General features: G+C 65.1%; 19 protein-coding genes. 14 read left to right on the top strand and 5 right to left on the bottom strand.

From position 1 onward, the window contains the following. Together HDG32_RS13075 and HDG32_RS13070 are read left to right on the top strand one after the other, a co-directional pair. Positions 1-729: a TonB family protein gene (locus tag HDG32_RS13075; RefSeq protein WP_184067353.1), complete on the top strand. Its 729-nt coding sequence runs from the start codon at positions 1-3 to the stop codon at positions 727-729. A 100-nt stretch (positions 730-829) separates the two neighbouring features. Further along, the gene (locus HDG32_RS13070; protein WP_184067350.1) at positions 830-1,894 is read left to right on the top strand and encodes a YncE family protein; all 1,065 of its coding nucleotides are present in this window, start codon (positions 830-832) and stop codon (positions 1,892-1,894) included. 60 nt (positions 1,895-1,954) lie between these two features. Here HDG32_RS13070 and HDG32_RS13065 read toward each other — a convergent pair whose 3' ends face one another. Continuing rightward, positions 1,955-2,278 (bottom strand): hypothetical protein, encoded by a 324-nt coding sequence (locus HDG32_RS13065; RefSeq protein WP_184067347.1) that lies wholly within the window; start codon positions 2,276-2,278, stop codon positions 1,955-1,957. A 731-nt stretch (positions 2,279-3,009) separates the two neighbouring features. On the opposite strand from HDG32_RS13065, the gene HDG32_RS13060 reads away from it, so the two are divergent. The 3 genes from HDG32_RS13060 to HDG32_RS13050 all read left to right on the top strand — a co-directional run bounded on the left by HDG32_RS13060 (position 3,010) and on the right by HDG32_RS13050 (position 5,291). Continuing rightward, positions 3,010-3,669, top strand: coding sequence for a hypothetical protein (locus tag HDG32_RS13060; protein ID WP_184067344.1), 660 nt, complete (start codon positions 3,010-3,012; stop codon positions 3,667-3,669). Positions 3,670-3,904: 235 nt separating this feature from the next. Continuing rightward, positions 3,905-4,279 (top strand): hypothetical protein, encoded by a 375-nt coding sequence (locus tag HDG32_RS13055; protein WP_184067341.1) that lies wholly within the window; start codon positions 3,905-3,907, stop codon positions 4,277-4,279. Between the two features lie 193 nt (positions 4,280-4,472). Beyond that, a complete protein-coding gene (locus tag HDG32_RS13050; protein ID WP_184067338.1) occupies positions 4,473-5,291 on the top strand; it encodes a mechanosensitive ion channel family protein in 819 nt (272 codons plus the stop codon). Between the two features lie 123 nt (positions 5,292-5,414). On the opposite strand, the gene HDG32_RS13045 is transcribed toward HDG32_RS13050, so the two are convergent. Further along, positions 5,415-6,086: a VTT domain-containing protein gene (locus HDG32_RS13045; RefSeq protein ID WP_184067335.1), complete on the bottom strand. Its 672-nt coding sequence runs from the start codon at positions 6,084-6,086 to the stop codon at positions 5,415-5,417. Between the two features lie 194 nt (positions 6,087-6,280). On the opposite strand from HDG32_RS13045, the gene mutL reads away from it, so the two are divergent. Then, the gene (mutL, locus tag HDG32_RS13040; RefSeq protein WP_184067332.1) at positions 6,281-8,380 is read left to right on the top strand and encodes a DNA mismatch repair endonuclease MutL; all 2,100 of its coding nucleotides are present in this window, start codon (positions 6,281-6,283) and stop codon (positions 8,378-8,380) included. A gap of 47 nt (positions 8,381-8,427) precedes the next feature. Continuing rightward, positions 8,428-9,369, top strand: a complete 942-nt coding sequence (miaA, locus tag HDG32_RS13035) for a tRNA (adenosine(37)-N6)-dimethylallyltransferase MiaA (protein ID WP_184067329.1) — start codon at positions 8,428-8,430, stop codon at positions 9,367-9,369. A gap of 139 nt (positions 9,370-9,508) precedes the next feature. Here the strand turns inward: miaA and purM are convergent, their stop codons facing one another. Then, positions 9,509-10,576: a phosphoribosylformylglycinamidine cyclo-ligase gene (gene purM, locus HDG32_RS13030; protein ID WP_184067326.1), complete on the bottom strand. Its 1,068-nt coding sequence runs from the start codon at positions 10,574-10,576 to the stop codon at positions 9,509-9,511. Between purM and HDG32_RS13025 the strand changes: the two genes are divergently transcribed. The 7 genes from HDG32_RS13025 to panB all read left to right on the top strand — a co-directional run bounded on the left by HDG32_RS13025 (position 10,575) and on the right by panB (position 16,036). Continuing rightward, a complete protein-coding gene (locus HDG32_RS13025) occupies positions 10,575-10,778 on the top strand; it encodes a hypothetical protein (RefSeq protein WP_184067323.1) in 204 nt (67 codons plus the stop codon). The genes purM and HDG32_RS13025 overlap by 2 nt on opposite strands. A gap of 74 nt (positions 10,779-10,852) precedes the next feature. Continuing rightward, positions 10,853-11,605, top strand: coding sequence for a DnaA regulatory inactivator Hda (gene hda, locus HDG32_RS13020; RefSeq protein WP_090803130.1), 753 nt, complete (start codon positions 10,853-10,855; stop codon positions 11,603-11,605). Then, positions 11,598-12,284 carry an HAD family phosphatase gene (locus HDG32_RS13015; protein WP_184067320.1) on the top strand — a complete coding sequence of 229 codons (687 nt, stop codon included), beginning with the start codon at positions 11,598-11,600 and terminating at the stop codon, positions 12,282-12,284. The genes hda and HDG32_RS13015 overlap by 8 nt, the downstream gene beginning before the upstream one ends. Then, positions 12,281-13,912 (top strand): polynucleotide adenylyltransferase PcnB, encoded by a 1,632-nt coding sequence (gene pcnB / locus HDG32_RS13010; protein WP_184067317.1) that lies wholly within the window; start codon positions 12,281-12,283, stop codon positions 13,910-13,912. The genes HDG32_RS13015 and pcnB overlap by 4 nt, the downstream gene beginning before the upstream one ends. 51 nt (positions 13,913-13,963) lie before the next feature. Continuing rightward, complete coding sequence (gene folK, locus HDG32_RS13005) at positions 13,964-14,506, top strand: 2-amino-4-hydroxy-6-hydroxymethyldihydropteridine diphosphokinase (RefSeq protein WP_090803125.1); 543 nt, start codon at positions 13,964-13,966, stop codon at positions 14,504-14,506. Next, the gene (locus HDG32_RS13000; RefSeq protein ID WP_090803123.1) at positions 14,503-15,183 is read left to right on the top strand and encodes a deoxynucleoside kinase; all 681 of its coding nucleotides are present in this window, start codon (positions 14,503-14,505) and stop codon (positions 15,181-15,183) included. Before folK ends, HDG32_RS13000 begins: the two co-directional genes overlap by 4 nt. 37 nt (positions 15,184-15,220) lie before the next feature. Then, complete coding sequence (gene panB / locus HDG32_RS12995; protein ID WP_184034424.1) at positions 15,221-16,036, top strand: 3-methyl-2-oxobutanoate hydroxymethyltransferase; 816 nt, start codon at positions 15,221-15,223, stop codon at positions 16,034-16,036. A 48-nt stretch (positions 16,037-16,084) separates the two neighbouring features. On the opposite strand, the gene pabB is transcribed toward panB, so the two are convergent. Further along, positions 16,085-17,971 (bottom strand): aminodeoxychorismate synthase component I, encoded by a 1,887-nt coding sequence (gene pabB, locus HDG32_RS12990; protein WP_184067313.1) that lies wholly within the window; start codon positions 17,969-17,971, stop codon positions 16,085-16,087. A gap of 18 nt (positions 17,972-17,989) precedes the next feature. Continuing rightward, positions 17,990-19,129, bottom strand: coding sequence for a molecular chaperone DnaJ (gene dnaJ / locus HDG32_RS12985; RefSeq protein WP_184067310.1), 1,140 nt, complete (start codon positions 19,127-19,129; stop codon positions 17,990-17,992). Positions 19,130-19,208: the final 79 nt, after the last annotated feature.

Here is a 19,208-nt window from a genome sequence, read left to right as displayed (position 1 = left end):
ATGGCAACCGTACCCGCCTCCGGGATCGTGCAGGAACGAACGCGCCTATTGCCGGCCGCCGCCATCGCGCTCGTCGCGGAAGCGCTGGTGCTCGGCGCGACGATTGCGCTGCTCACGCATACGACCCGGGTGTCTTCCGTATCGCATGAAGCGCCGCCAACGCTGCTGACGCTGGCGGCGCCGGCTCCCGCGCCGCAACCGCCGCAGCCGCCTGCGAAGCCCGTGCCGCCTCCCGCGCGGCCGGTCGTACCCGTGCGCCATGCTGCGCACACGCCCGCGAAGCCCGTGACGGCCGCGGTGCCGAAGCGCGTGCCGACTCCGGTGCCGGTGCAGCCCGCGGCGACACCGACCGAGCCGCCATCCGCGCCCGCGCCGCAACCGCCAGCTCAGCCCGCGCGGCAACCGCCCGCAACCGCTGCGGCGCCGGTTGCAGCCGCGCCTACGCCAAGCTTCGAGGGTGCGCTGCGCGCGGCGATTCAGGCCGCGCTGCGCTATCCCGAGTCGGCCCGCATGGCTGGCATGACGGGCCGCACACGCGTCGCGTTCCGGTATCGCGACGGCGTCGTGTCCGACCTCAGCGTCGTGGTGTCGAGCGGTATCGGACTGCTGGACCGCGCAGCGCTCGCAGCCGTGCGCGACGCCGCTTATCCGAAACCCGAGTCCGCATTCGTGGGCAAAACGCTCTCGGAGCAATTGTGGGTCGACTTCAAACTCGACGACCACGAATGATGATCCGCTAACGCCCAACCGCACGAGGGACGTCATCCGCCCACCGGAATGGCGTCCCCCTTCCCAATCCATCCGCAGTACCAGTAAGAATCTACTCAACGTGAAACTGAAAAATATCCTGTCCGCCTTGATCGCCGGCGGCGTCGCTTCCCTGCTCGCGCTGTCGAACGTCCATGCGGCGACGGGCGCCAACGCCGATCAATTCGAAATCGCGAAACGCTATGGCCTCGAAGGCGGCGAGCGTTGGGATTACGTGGCGTACGACGCTGTTCGCCAGCACCTCTTCATCAGCCGCGACACGCACGTGCAGGTGATCGATACGCGCACCGGCAAACCGGTCGGCGAGATCGCCAACACCGACGGCGTGCACGGCTTCGCGTTCGTGGAGGACCTCAAGCTCGGCTTCGTCACCAACGGCCGCGCCAATACGGTGAGCGTCGTCGATCTCGACACACTCAAGGTCGTCGACAGCATCAAGGCCGCGGGCCCCGACCCGGACGGCATCCTCTACGTGCCGGCCTTGCGGCGCATCTTCGTGAGCAATGGCCACGACGGCAGCGTCAGCGCAATCGACGTCGCGACGCGCAAGGTGGTCGCCACGATGAGCGTGGGCGGCAAGCCGGAGGCGCTCGCGGCGGACAGCCACGGGCACGTGTTCGTCAATGTGGAAGATCGCGCCGAGATCGTCGAGATGGACGGTCGGTCCGCGACGGTGCTGGCGCATTGGCCACTCGCACGGTGCGAGTCGCCGACCGGGCTCGCGATCGATGCGGCGAGCGAGCGCCTGTTTTCGGTTTGCGCCAATCACCGCATGATGATCGTCGATACGACGTCGGGCCGTCGCGTGGCCGAGGTGCTGATAGGGGGTCACCCCGACGCGGCGGCTTTCGATCCGGCCTTGAAGCTCGCGTTCAGTTCGAACGGCGCGGACGGCACGCTGACGATCGTGCATGAAGACGATGCGGACCATTACACGGTCGCGCAGAACATGCCAACGCTGGAAGGCGCGAAAACGATGGCGCTCGATGAACAGCAGCACCGGATCTATCTGGTGTCGTCGAAGTTCGGCGCGGCCGACCCGGCCACGGCTGCCAATTCTCATCCGCGCGCGACGGTCATCCCCGGTACGTTCGAAGTGCTCGAGGCGCAGCTCAAGGCACGCTGACGCGTGGCATCGACGCACGGCCGCCCGTTGATCGCGGCGGCGCGTCAAACATCGGTTCGCCTAGATGAGGCCGTGCGCGACGCCGCTCGGCGCCGCCCAGCGCTCGCTGTCGTTCGACACGCCGAAATCGGCGGCCCGTAGTGAAACGGTGGCCGAGCAGGCCGTCGCACGCTTTGCGCTGGCGCGCGCGAGGATGCGTTGCTCGTGCACATAGAAGAATTCGAGTTGGCGCGCGTCGGACGCTTTTCGTTCGAGTTCGAACACATCCTCGAGCGCGCGCCGCGACACATGAAAACGCTGAAGTCCGCGGCCAAGCCGGATCTGAAAGACAACACCGTCGCTGTTGTGCGGCACCGCTGCCCAGATAAGCGGAATGCTACTCATGGAGCCCCCGTAACTGGATCTTCATGTCAGGAACATTGACGATTTCATCGTCGCACGGATAAACGCACGGCGCGACTTGTCAAAATTAAACAAGGTTGATTTGTCGTTTTCACCACAGTGGCAGGTGTTGCGACGCGACGCCCCAGCGAATCCTTACTCGACAGCAGTCCGTCGCTTGCGCCGCGCGGTCGTTCGTCGGGTACGATGCAATGCGGCCCGATTTAATTTGCCACGCTTCTCGCTGACTTTTCGGTGGCCGGCCATGCAGAAGAATCATTCGCTTTTGCGGCGGGAATCCACACGCAAGGAATATGCGCTGGCTCGTTTGCGTCTTGCCACGAACCGCCTTATGCGCGCTGAGTCAGAAGCTGAAAAGACACTCGCCACCTGCTGGATGAAGGCGTGGGCAAGCGTCATCGGCGATGCGCAGTTCCCTAAGCTTCCTTACCGACCGGCCACACCCAAAGCGAGGCGGCGCTCCTCGCCAAGGTCCCGCGATTGACATCTGCCGTCGCTCGAACTGGATGGCGACGCGGCGACATCGTCGCGCACTCCGACCCCATTCATTTGACCGTATGGTTCGCCACCTCACAGACCGTCTACGCCCTCTGCTCGCATGATCGCTTCACGACGCCTTAGAGCGTTCGCGACAAAGAGAGCAACAAAGAAGAAACGACAAAACGGCGAGCGCGTCCCGCAACGATCGGGCTGCCCGCCGCTCAGGGGTACCCATGAAAGCTGGAAAGGTAATCTGGGTAGTGGCCTTGCCGTGTCTGATCGAAACGTCGCATGCGCAGGAGGTCTATCTGCAAGGCGGCACGCTGGGCATCGGGGTTGGCGCGGCGTGGAGCGTCACGTCGAGGTTCGGCGTGCACGCGGACTTCAACGCGATCAATTTGTCGCACAACTTCGAGGTTGGCGGCAATCGCTACGAAGACGGCATACGGCTGCGTCAGGGCGGTCTCTACGGCGATTTCTTTCCGTGGGCCGGCACCGGCTTTCGCGTGACAGCGGGCCTGCGTCTGACCGACAACGAAGTCAGCGGCAACTCGGTTCCGACCAACGGCATGTACGTATTCGAGGGCAAAGCCTCACCGGCCTTTCCTGGCGAGTACGCGACGGCGACCGCCCGATACCCGACCGCGATGCCCTACCTTGGCATCGGCTATGGCTTGCACCCGAGAGCAAAAGGCTGGGGGCTCGTGGTGGATCTCGGTGTCGCCTACGGCATTCCGAAATCCTCGTACACACTGTCGCCGGCGCTGTCGCAGGCCGCGGGACCGGAGATGAGTCAGCAGATCATCGACACCGGATTGCAGCAACTGCGCGATAAGGCCTCGCCTTATCGATGGTATCCGACGTTGCAGCTCGGCATTTCTTATCGCTTCTGAGGCGCAGCGCACGGAAACCGTCGCAGTACTATAAATTTGCGAAGGACTTTTCACATTCCGATTGCATAAAAAAACAAACGAAAGAAAGCGCGATACGACCTTCGCTTTTTCTGGTTATTTATCGAGATGAAAAGATATGCAATGATCGCCGCCGAATCAGCGGAGCATGTCTGAACCTTGCGCGAGCATACGTTCCGGCAACCCCACGGCCCATTGCTTTTTCATTGAACCGATAATGACCACCTTTCTGTTCGATCTGCTGTCGAACCTCGCCTTGTTCGCCATCGTATCGATGGCCTGTCGACTGTATAACCGGTTCGGGTCGGGTGCCGCGCTGAGCGGACCTGCGATTTTCGTCGTGATCGCGCTGGCCGCATGCGTGCTCGACGGCTTGTTGACGTTTGTCGTGTTCGCCGACGCGCAGAACCGCTATGGACAATTCGCCCTGCCGACGTCGTTTCTTCAGCGTGCTGGCGCGTATGCGCTCGCGATCGTGATCGCGTTCACGTGGCATCGGATATCGAGGCGCCGGCGCGGCGTGAAAAGCGCCCCGGACAACGCGGTTGTCATCCAGACGTCACCGTACTCCGAATCGCGGCTGCGCATGTGAGCCCGGCACGCCCCGACCGGCTTTTCACGTACGCCCCGCCATGTTTCATCGCTATATTGCCGCCGCGAGCAGGGCAGGAACGGTCCTTGCGCATGCGGGCGCCGTCGGCTATAACTCCCGAAGACCGCGCGTTGTGGGTCATGGCACCACCGTCGTTCAATCCGTTGATGGCAACCTATAACGAGGAAACATCTTGGATATCGAAACCGTACGTGCATTCATCATGACCCGTGGCATCGACATCGGCACCAAGGTCATCGGCGCAATCGTGCTGTGGCTCGTCGGCCGCTGGATCATCGGGCTGATCTCCAACCTGTCGCGCAAGCTGCTCGCACGCAACGGCCGGGTCGACCCGACACTCGCCCACTACCTCGCGTCGATTCTCGCCGGGTTGCTGAACCTGCTGCTCGTCCTCGCGATCCTGGAAATCTTCGGTGTGCAGACGACGTCGTTCGCCGCGTTGCTCGCCGGCCTCGGCCTCGCGATCGGTACTGCGTGGGGCGGCCTGCTCGCGCATTTCGCGGCCGGCGTGTTCATGCAGGTGCTGCGGCCGTTCAAGGTCGGCGATTTCGTCATGGCCGCGGGCGTCACCGGCACCGTCACGGAGTTGGGCCTGTTCGGCACCACGATCGTGACGCCGGACAACGTGACGACCATCATCGGCAACAACAAGATCTTCTCCGACACGATCTCGAACTACAGCGTGCTGCCGTTCCGGCGCGTCGAGCTGACCGCGAAGATCGCCAATGGCGTCGATCCGACCGATGCGATCGCGCGCTTGAAAGCCGCCGTCGCGAAGATTCCGAACGTGGCCGAAAACCCCGCGCCGGATATCGAGGTCTTGAGCTTCACGCCAGAAGGACCGCTGCTGTGCGTGCGCCCTTACTCGTCCAACCAGAACTACTGGCAGGTCTACTTCGACACCAATCGCGCGATCGTTCAGACCTTCAAGGAAGCCGGCTATCCGACGCCGGAAACGCCACTCGCACCGCGCGCGATCACGCGCGATTGATCTGATCGAACCTCCGCGCGCGCCCGACACGGGTCGTCGGCATGGCGGCATGAAAAAAGGCGTCGCGAGATTCGCGACGCCTATCGTGTTTTCAAGGCCCGAAATACCGCAAACAACTCGTCATCAACGCGTACTCGCGTTCGCGCCATTCTTGCGCAGCATCTTCCACAGCGCGCCGAGCACGATCGGTACGATCGCCGCGCCGATACCGACCAGCACGATCACGTTCAGATACTGACGGATGAACGGGATGTTGCCGAAGAAATAACCGAGCAGTGTCAGCAGCAGCACCCACAACAGCGCGCCGACGACGTTGAACATCTGGAAGCGGCTCCACGTCATCGACGACGCGCCCGCGACGAATGGCGCAAACGTCCGCACGACCGGGATGAAACGCGCGAGCACGATCGTCTTGCCGCCGTGTTTCTCATAGAAGTTGTGCGTCTTCTGCAGCGCGGCGCGATCGAGAAAACGCTCGAGCACCGGAATGTGCGTATTGAACACGCGCGGTCCGATCGCGCGGCCGATCAGATAATTGGTCGTATTGCCCGAGACCGCCGCCACCAGCAGCAACAGGATCAGCAGTCCGAGATGCATCTGCCCGCTCGCGCAGAACGCGCCGCCGATGAACAGCAGCGAATCGCCCGGCAGAAACGGCAGCACCACGAGCCCGGTTTCGGCGAACACGATCGCGAACAGCACCGCGTAGACCCAGGCGCCGTAGACCTGAATGAAGTCCCCGAGAAACTTGTCGATGTGCAGGACAAGATTGGCGAAATGTAGCAGCGTATCCAAGGAACGTCCTTTTAAGCCAGTGTATGCGTAGAGGGAAAACGGCCGCCGCGCGACCCTGCAACAGGCGCAGCAGGCGGCGGGCCGACCGCTGCGAATTGACCGCGACATGATACCGAAAGTGCCTCGGGTCGAATGAAAATCTGCTGGTTGGGCGTCTGCGCGGGCGGCGTGCGCCGAGTCGCTATAATTTCGCCATGTCCGAATTCTCCGAAACGCCTGCGGGCACCGCGGCCACACCTTCCGACGCCTCCCGCGCGGCGCCCGTGCCGCGTCCGTTGCGCGCCATCCAGCCGCTCCCCGGTCAATTGATCAGCCAGATCGCCGCCGGCGAAGTGGTCGAGCGGCCGGCGTCGGTAGTCAAGGAGCTGCTCGAGAATGCGCTCGACGCGGGCGCGCAGACGCTGCGCATCCTGCTCGACGAAGGCGGCGTCAAACGCATCTCGATCACCGACGACGGCTGCGGCATCCCCGAGAACGAACTCGTGCTCGCCCTGACGCGCCATGCGACCAGCAAGATCCGCTCGCTTGCCGAGCTCGAAGCGGTCGCGACGCTCGGGTTCCGCGGCGAAGCGCTGGCGTCGATTGCGTCGGTCGCGCAGATGAGCATCACGAGCCGCACTGCCGAAGTGCCGCACGCGGTGCGCATCGACGCGGAAACCGGCGTGCTGAGTCCCGCCGCCGGCACCCAGGGCACGACGATCGAAGTCCGCGAGCTGTACTTCAACACCCCGGCACGCCGCAAATTCCTGAAAAGCGAACAGACCGAACTCGGCCACTGTCTTGAACAGATCCGCCGCGCCGCGCTCGCGCGGCCGGACGTCGCGATCTCGGTGCTGCACAACGGCAAGGCCGTCGAGCACTGGAACGCGAGCGAGCCGCCCGCGCGGGTTGCGAAGATTCTCGGCGAGACGTTCGCGACCGCCCATCTGCCGCTCGGCGAATCCGCCGGTCCGCTTGCGATCTACGGCTGCGCCGGTCTGCCGACCGCGAGCCGCGGTCGCGCCGATCAACAGTATTTCTTCGTCAACGGCCGCTTCGTGCGTGACAAGCTGCTCACGCACGCGGTGCGCGCCGCGTATGAAGACGTGCTGCACGGTGAGCGTTATCCGTCGTACGTGCTGTTCCTCGATTTGCCGCCCGAAGGCGTCGACGTGAACGTACATCCGTCGAAAATCGAGGTGCGTTTCCGCGATTCGCGCTCGATCCACCAGTTCGTGTTCCATGCGGTGCAGCGCGCGCTCGCCCGGCACGCGGGCGCGTCGCCTGAAACGACGGCGGGCGGGCATGCGGCGCACCTGGAACCGTCGGCCGGTGGACCGGCTTCATCTGGTTCGACGCCGCCGGGTGTCACGAGCGGCGTAGCCGACGGCATTGGCGCGGGCGCCGGTCTTTCGAGCGGCGCGGGCTTCGGCGCGGGAAGCCGCGGCGGCCTTGGCGGCGGCAGCGGCTTCAGCAGCTTCGGCGCCCCGGGCGCCTCGCAGCCTGGCAATACGTGGATGCGCCAGGCACGCATGACGCAAGGCACGCTGCCGGTCGCGCAACCGCTCGCCGGTTACGACGCGCTGTTCGGCCGCAAGGATCCGCTTGCCGGCCGGGTCGAAGGCGCGTCGCTGTTCGAAGCGCGCGACTCCGCAACCGACGCGACGTCGCCATACGACGCAGCGCCGTTCGCGCCGCGCCCGGCTTCCCCCGCATTCGACGCCACCGACGACCAGCCGCTCGGCTTCGCGCTAGGCCAGATCCACGGCATCTACGTGCTCGCGCAGAACCGCCAAGGGCTCGTAATCGTCGACATGCATGCGGCACACGAGCGCATCCTGTACGAGCAGTTCAAGAGCGCGCTCGCCGACCGCGCGATCGCCGTGCAGCCGCTGCTGATCCCGCAGACGATGCAGGCCGATCCGGTCGAAATCGGCACGGTCGAGGAAGAGCGCGATACGCTCGATGCGCTCGGCTTCGACCTCGCGGTGCTGTCGCCGACCACGCTCGCGATCCGCGCGGTCCCCGCGTTGCTGAAGGACGCCGACCTGCAAGCGCTGGCGCGCGCGGTGCTGTCCGACCTGCATGCATTCGGCGGCTCGCGCGTGCTGACCGAGCGTCAGCACGAACTGCTCGGCACGCTCGCGTGCCATCACGCGGTGCGCGCGAACCGGCGTCTGACGCTCGACGAAATGAACGCGCTGTTGCGCCAGATGGAAACGACCGAGCGCGCCGATCAGTGCAACCACGGGCGTCCGACCTGGTATCAGCTGACGCTGGCCGATCTCGATCGGCTGTTCATGCGCGGGCAGTAACGACGCTGCGTTTCGATCACACCGTTGCGCCGCGCGCCCGCTTGCCCATGACGTCACACCCTACCCCCATCCCGTGCCTGCTCGGCCCGACCGCGTCCGGCAAGACCGCCGCGGCGCTCGCGCTCGCCGCGCGGCGGCCGGTCGAAATCATCAGCGTCGACTCGGCGCTCGTCTATCGCGAGATGGACATCGGCACCGCGAAGCCGACCGCGGAAGAACGCGCGGTCGCGCCGCATCATCTGATCGATATCGTCGATCCGGCCGACTCGTACTCGGCCGCGCAGTTTCGCGCCGATACGCTGCGGCTCGTCGGAGAAATTCATGCGCGCGGGCGGCTGCCGCTGCTGGTCGGCGGCACGATGCTTTACTACAAGGCGCTCACGCAGGGCCTCAACGACCTGCCCGCCGCCGATGCCGAAGTACGCGCGAGGCTCGACGCCGACGCCGCCCGCGACGGCTGGCCGGCGCTTCACGCGCGGCTCGCCGCGCTCGATCCGGTCACGGCCGCGCGTCTCGCGCCGAACGATTCGCAGCGCATCCAGCGCGCGCTGGAAGTGTTCATGCTGACCGGCCAGCCGATGTCGACGCTGCTCGCCGCGCCCGCGCGCACCGACGACGCCGCATCGGCACGCTTCGTGCCGGTCGCGCTGGAGCCGTCCGAGCGTGGCGTGCTGCACGCGCGCATCGAGCAGCGCTTCGATTCGATGCTCGCGCACGGTTTCGTCGATGAAGTGGTGAAGCTGCGCGCGCGCGGCGACCTGCTGCCCGAGATGCCGTCGATGCGCTGCGTCGGGTATCGGCAGGTGTGGGAATACCTCGATGGCGCGGTCGACTATCGGACCATGCGCGACAAGGGCGTCTTCGCGACGCGGCAACTCTGCAAGCGGCAGCTCACGTGGCTGCGCAGCATGCCGGAAAGACAGGTGGTGGATTGCTGCGATCCGCACGCGACGGCGCGGGTGGTGGAGTTGATCGAAACGCTGGTTTGAGGCGCCGATCAGCGTTGGGGGAATCGGAGGGACGTAAAGCGGGAATTTGAAGCGGGAATTTGAAGCGGAAAATGTGAAGAAGGATTCGAAGCCCGCGCGGCGCACCATTGCGGCACGCCACGCGAGCCCGCGTCAATCTTTAGACCACGACCGTCTGCGCTTCACCCGCTGCGCTTTCACGGACCGTGCCGATCTTCCAGACCTGCTCGCCCGCCGCGGACAGCAGACCGATCGCCGCTTCGGCATCCGCGGCCGACACGATCACCGCCATACCGATACCGCAGTTGAACACGCGGTGCATTTCCGCATCGGCGACGCCGCCGTGCTTCTGCAGCCACGAGAACAGCGGCGGCAGCGGCCACGCGCGATGGTCGAGCTCGGCCGTCAGGCCTTCGCGCAGCACGCGCGGAATGTTCTCGACGAGGCCGCCGCCCGTGATGTGCGCCATACCCTTGACCTCGATCTGCTGCATCAGCGCGAGCAGCGGCTTCACGTAGATGCGCGTCGGCGCCATCAAGGCGTCGGCGAGCGTGCGGCCGTCGAAGTCCGCGTTCAGATCGGGATTGGCACGCTCGATGATCTTGCGCACGAGCGAAAAGCCGTTCGAATGGATGCCGCTCGACGCGAGCCCGAGCACCACGTCGCCCGACGCGATCTTGCTGCCGTCGATGATCTTGCTCTTTTCCACCGCGCCGACCGCGAAACCAGCCAGGTCGTATTCGCCGTCCGGGTACATGCCCGGCATTTCCGCGGTTTCGCCGCCGATCAACGCGCAGCCCGACAGCTCGCAGCCGTGCGCAATGCCCTTCACGACGGTCGCCGCCGTGCCGACGTCGAGCTTGCCGCAGGCGAAATAGTCGAGGAAGAACAGCGGCTCGGCGCCCTGCACGAGGATGTCGTTGACGCTCATCGCGACCAGATCCTGGCCGACCGTGTCGTGCTTGTTCAGCTGGAACGCGAGACGCAGCTTGGTGCCGACGCCGTCGGTGCCGGACACGAGCACCGCTTCCTTGTACTTCTTCGGCACTTCGAACAACGCGCCGAATCCACCGATGCCGCCCAGCACGCCCTCGCGCAGGGTCTTCTTGGCAAAGGGCTTGATGGCGTCGACGAGGGCGTCACCCGCATCGATGTCCACGCCGGCGTCGCGATACGACAAACCTTGGGCCGAATCGGTTGAATGCTCGGCGGATTTCGGTTGATTCATGGGGAAAAGCTCGAAGGTCGGTAAAATGCGATTTTACCCGATGCTGGTCGCCTGGCTGGAATTCACGCGTTCCGACGATATCCTGGAAACGACATTGCAACACGACACCCCGATTCCGGCGCCGCCGACCCGCGCAATTGCGCCAGCCGTGCTTCGCGACGCGCGGCCTCACGACCCGGCGAGCACGCTTCACGACAACTGAGCGCCTGGCAACCTTCCAGGCCCCGAGGTCCGGGCCACTTGCGGCCTGAGCCTCATTTTCGGCATTAACCTACTGTGCTTCGTCAACTGACGCTCGATCTCGGCACCCCGCCGCCATCGACATTCGACAATTTCTTCGCCGGCGCGAACGCCGAGCTGGTCACGCGCCTGCGTGAGCTCGACGACGCGCTCGCCTCCGGACCGGTCGCCGATCGCACCTTCTACATCTGGGGCGAAGCCGGCAGCGGCCGCACGCACCTGCTGCAGGCGCTCGTGCACGAAGCGCCGCCGGGGCATGCGCGCTTCGCCGGGCCGCAAAGCAGCCTCGCCGCCTTCGGCTTCGATCCGCGCGTCGCGCTCTATGCAATCGACGACTGCGACGCGCTGTCGGCCGCGCAGCAGATCGCCGTGTTCAACCTGTTCAACGAAGTGCGCGCGCATCCGACCAGCGCGCTCGTCGCCGCGGGCAACGCGGCGCCGATCGGCATGACGGTGCGCGAAGATTTGCGCACGCGCCTCGGCTGGGGACTGGTGTTTCACCTTGCGCCGTTGCCCGACGACGCGAAGGCCGCGGTGTTGAAACGCGCGGCGCGCGAGCGCGGCATCATGCTCGCCGACGACGTGCCGGCCTACCTGCTCACGCACTTTCGCCGCGACATGCCGAGCCTGATGGCGCTGCTCGACGCGCTCGACCGCTTCTCGCTCGAACAGAAACGCGCGGTCACGCTGCCGCTGTTGCGCACGATGCTCGCGTCGCCCGACCCCGCCGCCGCGCCGGGTTCACACGCCGCTCTTCCCGCTTCAAGTAAAATAGGCGCCCATGGCTAACCTTGCACTCTTCGATCTCGACCACACGCTCATTCCCACCGACAGCGACCACGAATGGGGCCGCTTCATGGTGAAAAAAGGCATGGTCGACGCCGAAAATTTCGCCCGTGAAAACGATCGCTTTTACGCCGATTACAAGGCCGGCAAGCTCGACATTCACGCTTATCTGATCGCCATGCTGACGCCGCTCGCGAAGTACACACGCGCGCAGCTCGCGGACTTTCACGCGCAGTACATGCACGAGGTCATCACGCCGGCCATCCAGCCGGTGGCGCTCGAACTCGTGAAACAGCATCGTGAAGCGGGCGACCTGTGCTGCGTCGTCACCGCGACCAACGAGTTCATCACGCGGCCGATCGCGCAGGCGTTCGGCGTCGACACGCTGATTGCGTGCGAGGCGGAGACCGTCGGCGGGGAGCCGCACGGCGCCTACACCGGTCGCCCCACCGGCACGCCGAGCTACAAGGAAGGCAAGATCGTGCGCACCGAAATGTGGCTCGCGTCGCTCGGCAAGAGCTGGAGCGACTTCGAGCACAGCTATTTCTATAGCGATTCGCACAACGACATCCCGCTGCTCGAAAAAGTCACCGATCCCATCGCGACCAATCCGGACGACACGTTGCGCGCCCATGCGCGGGCCAAAGGCTGGCGCATCCTCGAACTCTTCCAACCCTCGTGATCAAGAAACTCATCCGCAAGCTATTCGGCCAGGACACGGCGACCGCTGACGACACGCTCTCCGCCGCCGCCAGCGTCGACGGCAATGCCAATGGCAAGCCGCCGGCGCGCGGCAAGTCCGTATCCGGCACGACCGTATCCGGCACGACCGCTTCCGGCACGGCCGCGCGGCCGCGCCGCAAGTCCGCAGGTGCCGCTGCTGCCGCGCAAGCGCCGCGCGAGCCGGACGTACCCGTCATCATTCCGCACGACGTGCACGGCATCGACCCCACGCTGATCTCGCGCAATGCGATCCGCGTGACCGAGGGCCTGCAACAGGCGGGCTTCCGTGCGTTCATCGTCGGCGGCGCGGTGCGCGACCTGCTGCTCGGCGTCAAGCCGAAAGACTTCGACGTCGCGACCGACGCGACTCCCGAACAGGTGCAGAAGCTGTTCCGCCGCGCGCGCATCATCGGCCGGCGCTTCCAGATCGTGCACGTGCAGTTCGGCCAGGAAATCATCGAAACCTCGACGTTCCGCGCGCTGGTCGATCCGCCCGCGGCCGACGCGCCGCCGCCGAAGCGTCTGAAGCGCGACGAGCTCGACCGCCGCACCCACGCGGTCGATGCGAGCGGCCGCGTGCTGCGCGACAACGTGTGGGGCGAGCAGCACGAGGACGCCACGCGCCGCGACTTCACGATCAACGCGATGTACTACGATCCGGCCACACAAACGGTGCTGGACTACCACAACGGCATGGCCGACATGCGCGCGCGCCTGTTGCGCATGATCGGCGACCCGGCCACACGCTATCGCGAGGATCCGGTGCGCATGCTGCGCGTCGTGCGCTTCGCCGCCAAGCTCGACTTCGACATCGACGACGCCACGCGCGCGCCGATCGAGAAGATGGCCGATCTGATCAACAACGTGCCCGCCGCGCGTCTGTTCGACGAAATGCTGAAGCTGATGCTGTCGGGTCACGCGCTCGCGTGCCTGACGCGGCTGCGCCAGGAAGGCCTGCATCACGGGCTGTTGCCGCTGCTCGACGTCGTGCTCGAGCAGCCGACCGGCGAAAAATTCATTTCTCTGGCACTCTCTAACACAGATGCACGCGTGCTCGCCGGCAAGCCGGTGTCGCCGGGCTTCCTGTTCGCGACGCTGTTGTGGCACGACGTGCAGCAGCGCTGGCAGAAGTTCGAGGCCGAAGGCGAGTATCCGGTGCCCGCGCTGCATCGCGCGATGGACGAAGTGCTCGACATGCAGACCGAAAAGCTCGCGATCCACAAGCGCTTCTCGGCCGACATGCGCGAGATCTGGGGCCTGCAGCTGCGCCTCGAAAAACGCTCGGGGCGCAGCGCGCTGAAGCTGCTCGAACACCAAAGATTTAGAGCGGGGTATGATTTCCTCCTGTTGCGCTGCGCATCGGGCGAACTCGACGAGTCGGTCGGTGCATGGTGGACGGAGTTCATCGAAGGAGACGTCACCGCGCGCGAGACATTGCTCACGCAAGGCGGGAAGGACCGGAGCCCAAGAAAACGACGGCGGCGCGGTGGCGCCAGAAGCCGCGAATCAGGTGACGGAGTGGAGGGCGGCTCGTCCGCCGAACGCACGGACAACGACGCGGGCCTCGAAGGCTCGCACGAAGACTGACGCGGCGTTCGCGGAAAAGCCGTCAAAACGATAGCTGCAGGAAGTTATGCCATGACGGTTGCTTATCTCGGCCTCGGCGCGAATCTCGGGGACGCGCGCCAGACCCTGAAAGACGCGGTGGTGTGCCTCGCACAACAGCACACCATCACCGTGCTCGCCAAATCGAGCCTGTATCGTACTGCCCCGATCGACGCGGGCGGCGACGACTATTTCAACTGCGTCGTGAAGCTGGAAACGACGCTCCCCGTGCGGCATCTGCTCGCGCTGTGCCACAAGATCGAGCATCAGTTCGGCCGTGAGCGGCCGTTCCGCAATGCGCCGCGCACGCTCGATCTCGACATCCTGCTGTATGGCGATCAATCGATCGACGAAGCCGATCTGATCGTGCCGCACCCACGCCTCGTCGAGCGCGCGTTTGCGCTGGTGCCGCTTGTCGAGATCGACGCGGCGATCGTCATTCCGCTGCATGGCCGGGCCGCCGCGCTGCTCGACAGCGTGAGCGATCAGCGCATCGAGAAAGTAAAGTCGCCCTGCCAGTGCCCGATGCTCAATGCGCTGACCGGCAATTCCGCCGAAAAAGGCCGTTGCGAATGAGTTCGCCGCCACTCACGGTCACCGCGCCGCAGCTGCGCCCGCCGTTCGGCTATATCGCGATCGAGGGGCCGATCGGCGTCGGCAAAACCTCACTCGCGCGGCGCCTCGCGCAACGCTGGTCGATGCACGAACTGTTCGAACGCTCGCAAGACAATCCGTTTCTTGAACGCTTCTATCGCGACACCACGCGCTATGCGCTACCGGTGCAGTTGCACTTCGCGCTGCAACGCGCGCAGCAGGCGCAGGAAGTCAGCGCCGCGCAGGCGAGCGGCACGCCGCTGATCGCCGACTTCATCACGCAGCGAAACGACATCTTCGCGCGTCTGACCTTGCAGGAAGACGAGTGGCAGTTGTACCGCGCGCTTGCCGTGCGGCTCGACGTCAGCGCGCCGGAGCCGGACTTCGTCGTTTATCTGCAGGCGAGCCCGGAGGTGCTGTTCGCGCGCATCCAGAAGCGCGCGGTGCCGATGGAGCTGCAGATTTCCGATGCCTATCTGCGCGCGCTGTGCGACGCGTACAACGAATTCTTCTACCACTACGACCGCACGCCCGTGCTGACGGTCAACGCCGAACACCTGAATCCGCTCGACTCCGACGCGGACCTTGCGCTGCTCGCCGAACGCATCGAGACGATGCGCGGCCGCAAGGAATTCTTTGTCAAAGCCACGTCGCTGTAAGCGGCGCGGCTAGTTCGTTTTTTTCACTGGATTGACCATGACTTATTTGCAGGAAGCGAGCCGGAGCGCGATCACCGTGCCGAAACTGCAGGCAATGCGCGACGCTGGCGAAAAGATCGCCATGCTCACCTGTTACGACGCGAGCTTCGCCGCGCTGCTCGATCGCGCGGGCGTCGACGTGCTGCTGATCGGCGACTCGCTCGGCAACGTCCTGCAAGGCCAGGCGACAACGCTGCCGGTGTCGCTTGCCGACATCGCGTATCACACGGCGAGCGTCGCGCGCGCGCGGCCGTCGGCGCTGATCGTCGCGGACCTGCCGTTCGGCACCTACGGCACGCGCGAAGACGCATTCAGGAGCTCGGTCGAACTGATGCGCGCGGGCGCGCAGATGGTCAAGCTCGAAGGCGGCGAATGGCTCGCCGACACGGTGCGGTTTCTGGTCGAGCGCTCGATTCCGGTGTGCGCGCATGTGGGTCTCACGCCGCAGTCGGTGCATGCGTTCGGCGGCTTCAAGGTGCAGGCCAAGACCGAAGCGGGCGCGAGCCAGCTGCTGCGCGATTCGCTCGCCGTGCAGGAAGCCGGCGCGCAATTGATCGTGATGGAAGCGATCCCGTCGCAACTCGCGGGCGAGGTCACGCAGCAGCTGCGCATTCCGACGATTGGTATCGGCGCGGGCCTCGGCTGCTCGGGTCAGGTGCTGGTGCTGCACGACATGCTCGGGATTTTTCCTGGCAAGCGACCGCGCTTCGTGAAGGATTTCATGCAGGGGCAGCCGAATATTCAGGCGGCCGTCGAGGCGTATGTGCGGGCGGTAAAGGACGGCACGTTTCCCGGCGCCGAGCACACGTTCTGATGCTTCATTGCCGCGCGAGCGCGCGGCATTCCCGTATTTTTCAGTGCTTTAACCAACAAGCCGTGCCGGCACCGCGCCGCGCAACGCGTTGCACACGAGCAGCGCTTCGGCGTTCAGCACATCCGCCCGCGTCAGCACTTTTTCACCTGCCCGCAAGCCCGACGCGTCGTCGAGCAACACGCTTCGCATTACACCCGGCAGCACGCCTGACGCGAGCGGCGGCGTCCACCATTGTCCCGCGAGCTTCACGAACACGTTCGACCTGCCGCCTTCGGTCAGTTCGCCCCGCTCGTTGAAAAACAGCGTATCGAAGGCGCCCTTCGCTTCGGCTTCGCGCCAGCCGCGGTCGTAGTCTGCCCGGCGCGTGGTCTTGTGGCGCAGCAGCGGATCGGCGGCGTGGGTCGGCGCGAACTGCGCTTCGGGGCCGAGCAGAACACCAACGACCGCATCCGCCAACGGCGCAAGTATCGCGGCCGAGATCTGGGTCACCCCGCTCTTGCTCAAAGCAAGCCGCATTCGATGCGGCATCTGCGCCGGGAGCGTGGCGCACCGCGCTGAAATCTCCCCGCGAATGCGCGCTTCGTCGAACCCAAAGCCAAGCGTCGCGGCGCTCGACGACAAGCGCCGCAGATGCCGCTCGACGTGCCGCACGCCGTCTTCCCGCGTCGCGTACATCGTTTCGAACAGTTCGAAACCCGGCTCGGCGCCCATCAGAAAACGTGCTTTCAATCGACACTCCTCGTGCTCGTCGGCGGCCACGCTGTCGAGCACGATGCCCGCGCCGATGCCCATGCTGCCGCGCAGACCGTTCGTGCCACCGTCTGACGCCGATGACGCAGTCAACGTCAACGTGCGAATCGCGACCGACATGCAAAAGTCGCCGCAATCGTGATCATCGCCCGGCGCATCGAGCCAGCCGATCGCGCCGGTATAGAGCCCGCGCGGCGTGCTTTCCAGTTCGTCGATCAACTGCATCGTGCGATGCTTCGGCGCACCGGTAATCGAGCCGCAGGGAAACAGCGCGCGCAGGATCGTCGCGAAGGAGGTGCCGTCGAGCAACGTCGCCTCGACAGTCGACGTCATCTGCCACACCGACGCATACGGCTCGACCGAAAACAACGCCGGCACGCTGACCGAGCCGATCCGCGCGACTCGCGACAGATCGTTGCGCAACAGATCGACGATCATGACGTTCTCGGCGCGGTTCTTCGGATCGGTCGCGAGGAACTCGGCGTTACCCCGGTCGACGGCAGGATCTTGCGAGCGCGGCGCCGTGCCCTTCATCGGCCGCGCGCGCAACGTCGGGCCGTGCTTTTCGACGAATAGTTCGGGCGAACACGACAGCACCCACGCATCGTCCGGCAACGCGATCAGCGCGCCGAACGACACGGGCTGGCGCGCGCGCAACCGCCGATAGAACGCGAGCGGCGAGCCGAACACGTCGAAGCCGAGGCGGTACGTGTAGTTGACCTGATAGGAATCGCCCGCGCGCAGGGCGGCGTGAATCGCGTCGATCGCCGCGTCGAACTCGGCGCGATCGACGCTCTCGCGCACGTTCGCGGTGCCCGCGACCGACGGCTCGAAAGCGCCGTTGTCCCGCGCCGTCAGCCACGCGTCGACCTCGTCGCGCGAAAGCTTCGCACAACGTTCGAACAATAAAAAACGCAGCGTGGCATTGCCACGCTGCGTTTCAGAAGATCGGCGCGCATCGAAACCCATCAGCGCGCGGCCAAATTCATAATCGGCGAGCACGACCGCGTGCAAACCGCTCCGGGTATCCGCCGCGACGCTGTCGCACACGGCTTCGAGCTGCGCCGCCTCCGTGCAGACCCGCTCGCGCACGAAACCCGTGTACAAGCGGCTCGACGGAAGCGCCGCCGTTGCACCGCAATCGTCGAGCAGCGCGAACGCCGCGCCGCGACTGACCACCGTCATACTGACCGCCGAATCAAATCAATCGAAAAAGCTCTTTACCCGATCGAACCAGCTCTTGCTTTGCGGACTATGCCGCGAACCGCCTTCCACGAGCGCCTTTTCGAACTGCTTGAGCAGATCGCGCTGCGCTTCGGTGAGCTTGACCGGCGTTTCAACCTGCACGTGTACGTACAGATCGCCGGCGATGCTCGAACGCAGCCCCTTGATGCCCTTGCCGCGCAAACGGAACGTCTTGCCGGACTGCGTGCCTTCCGGCACCGTGAAGCTGGCGCGACCGGCGAGCGTCGGCACCTCGATATCGCCGCCGAGCGCCGCGGTAGTGAACGGGATCGGCATCTGGCAATGCAGATCGTCGCCGTCACGCTCGAACACCGAGTGCTGCTTGATATGAATCTCGACGTACAGATCGCCCGCCGGACCGCCGTTGATGCCCGGTTCGCCGTTGCCGGCCGAGCGGATGCGCATGCCGTCGTCGATACCGGCCGGGATCTTCACTTCGAGCGTCTTGGTTTCCTTCACCTTACCCGCGCCGTGGCAGTGATTGCACGGCTCGGGGATGTAGGTACCGGTGCCGTGGCACTTCGGGCAAGTCTGCTGGATGCTGAAGAAGCCCTGCGACATGCGCACCGAACCCGAGCCGCTACAGGTCGGGCAGGTTTCCGGCTTGGTGCCCGGCTTCGCGCCCGAGCCATGGCAGACTTCGCACGAAACCCAGCTCGGCACGCGAATCTGCGTGTCGTAGCCGTGTGCGGCCTGCTCGAGCGTGATTTCCATGCTGTAGCGCAGATCGGCGCCGCGATACACCTGCGGGCCCGCGCGGCCGCCTCCGCGTGCGCCGCCGCCGGCCGCCTGGCCGAAGATGTCGCCGAAGATGTCGCCGAATGCATCGGCAAAGCCGCCGAAACCTTGCGCGCCGGCCCCACCCATGTTCGGATCGACGCCCGCGTGACCGTACTGATCGTACGCGGCGCGCTTTTGCGAATCCGACAGCATTTCATAGGCTTCCTTCACTTCCTTGAAATGCTCTTCCGCATCCTTGTGACCCGGATTGCGGTCGGGGTGGTGCTTCATCGCGAGCTTGCGATAAGCCTTCTTGATTTCGTCGTCGCTCGCGTTCTTTGCGACGCCCAGAACCTCGTAGTAATCCCGTTTCGCCATATCGGTTCAACGCCGCCGCGCAAAGCGACGCGGTAGCTCCTTGTGAATGCTGTGGAGTCTCACGACTCGTCCGGCCGCT

It is taken from the genome of Paraburkholderia sp. CI2, assembly GCF_014201055.1.
GTDB classification, from domain to species: Bacteria; Pseudomonadota; Gammaproteobacteria; order Burkholderiales; family Burkholderiaceae; genus Paraburkholderia; species Paraburkholderia tuberum.
Note: the sequence above shows the minus strand (reverse complement) of the source record. Positions and strands in the feature narration are given on the sequence as shown.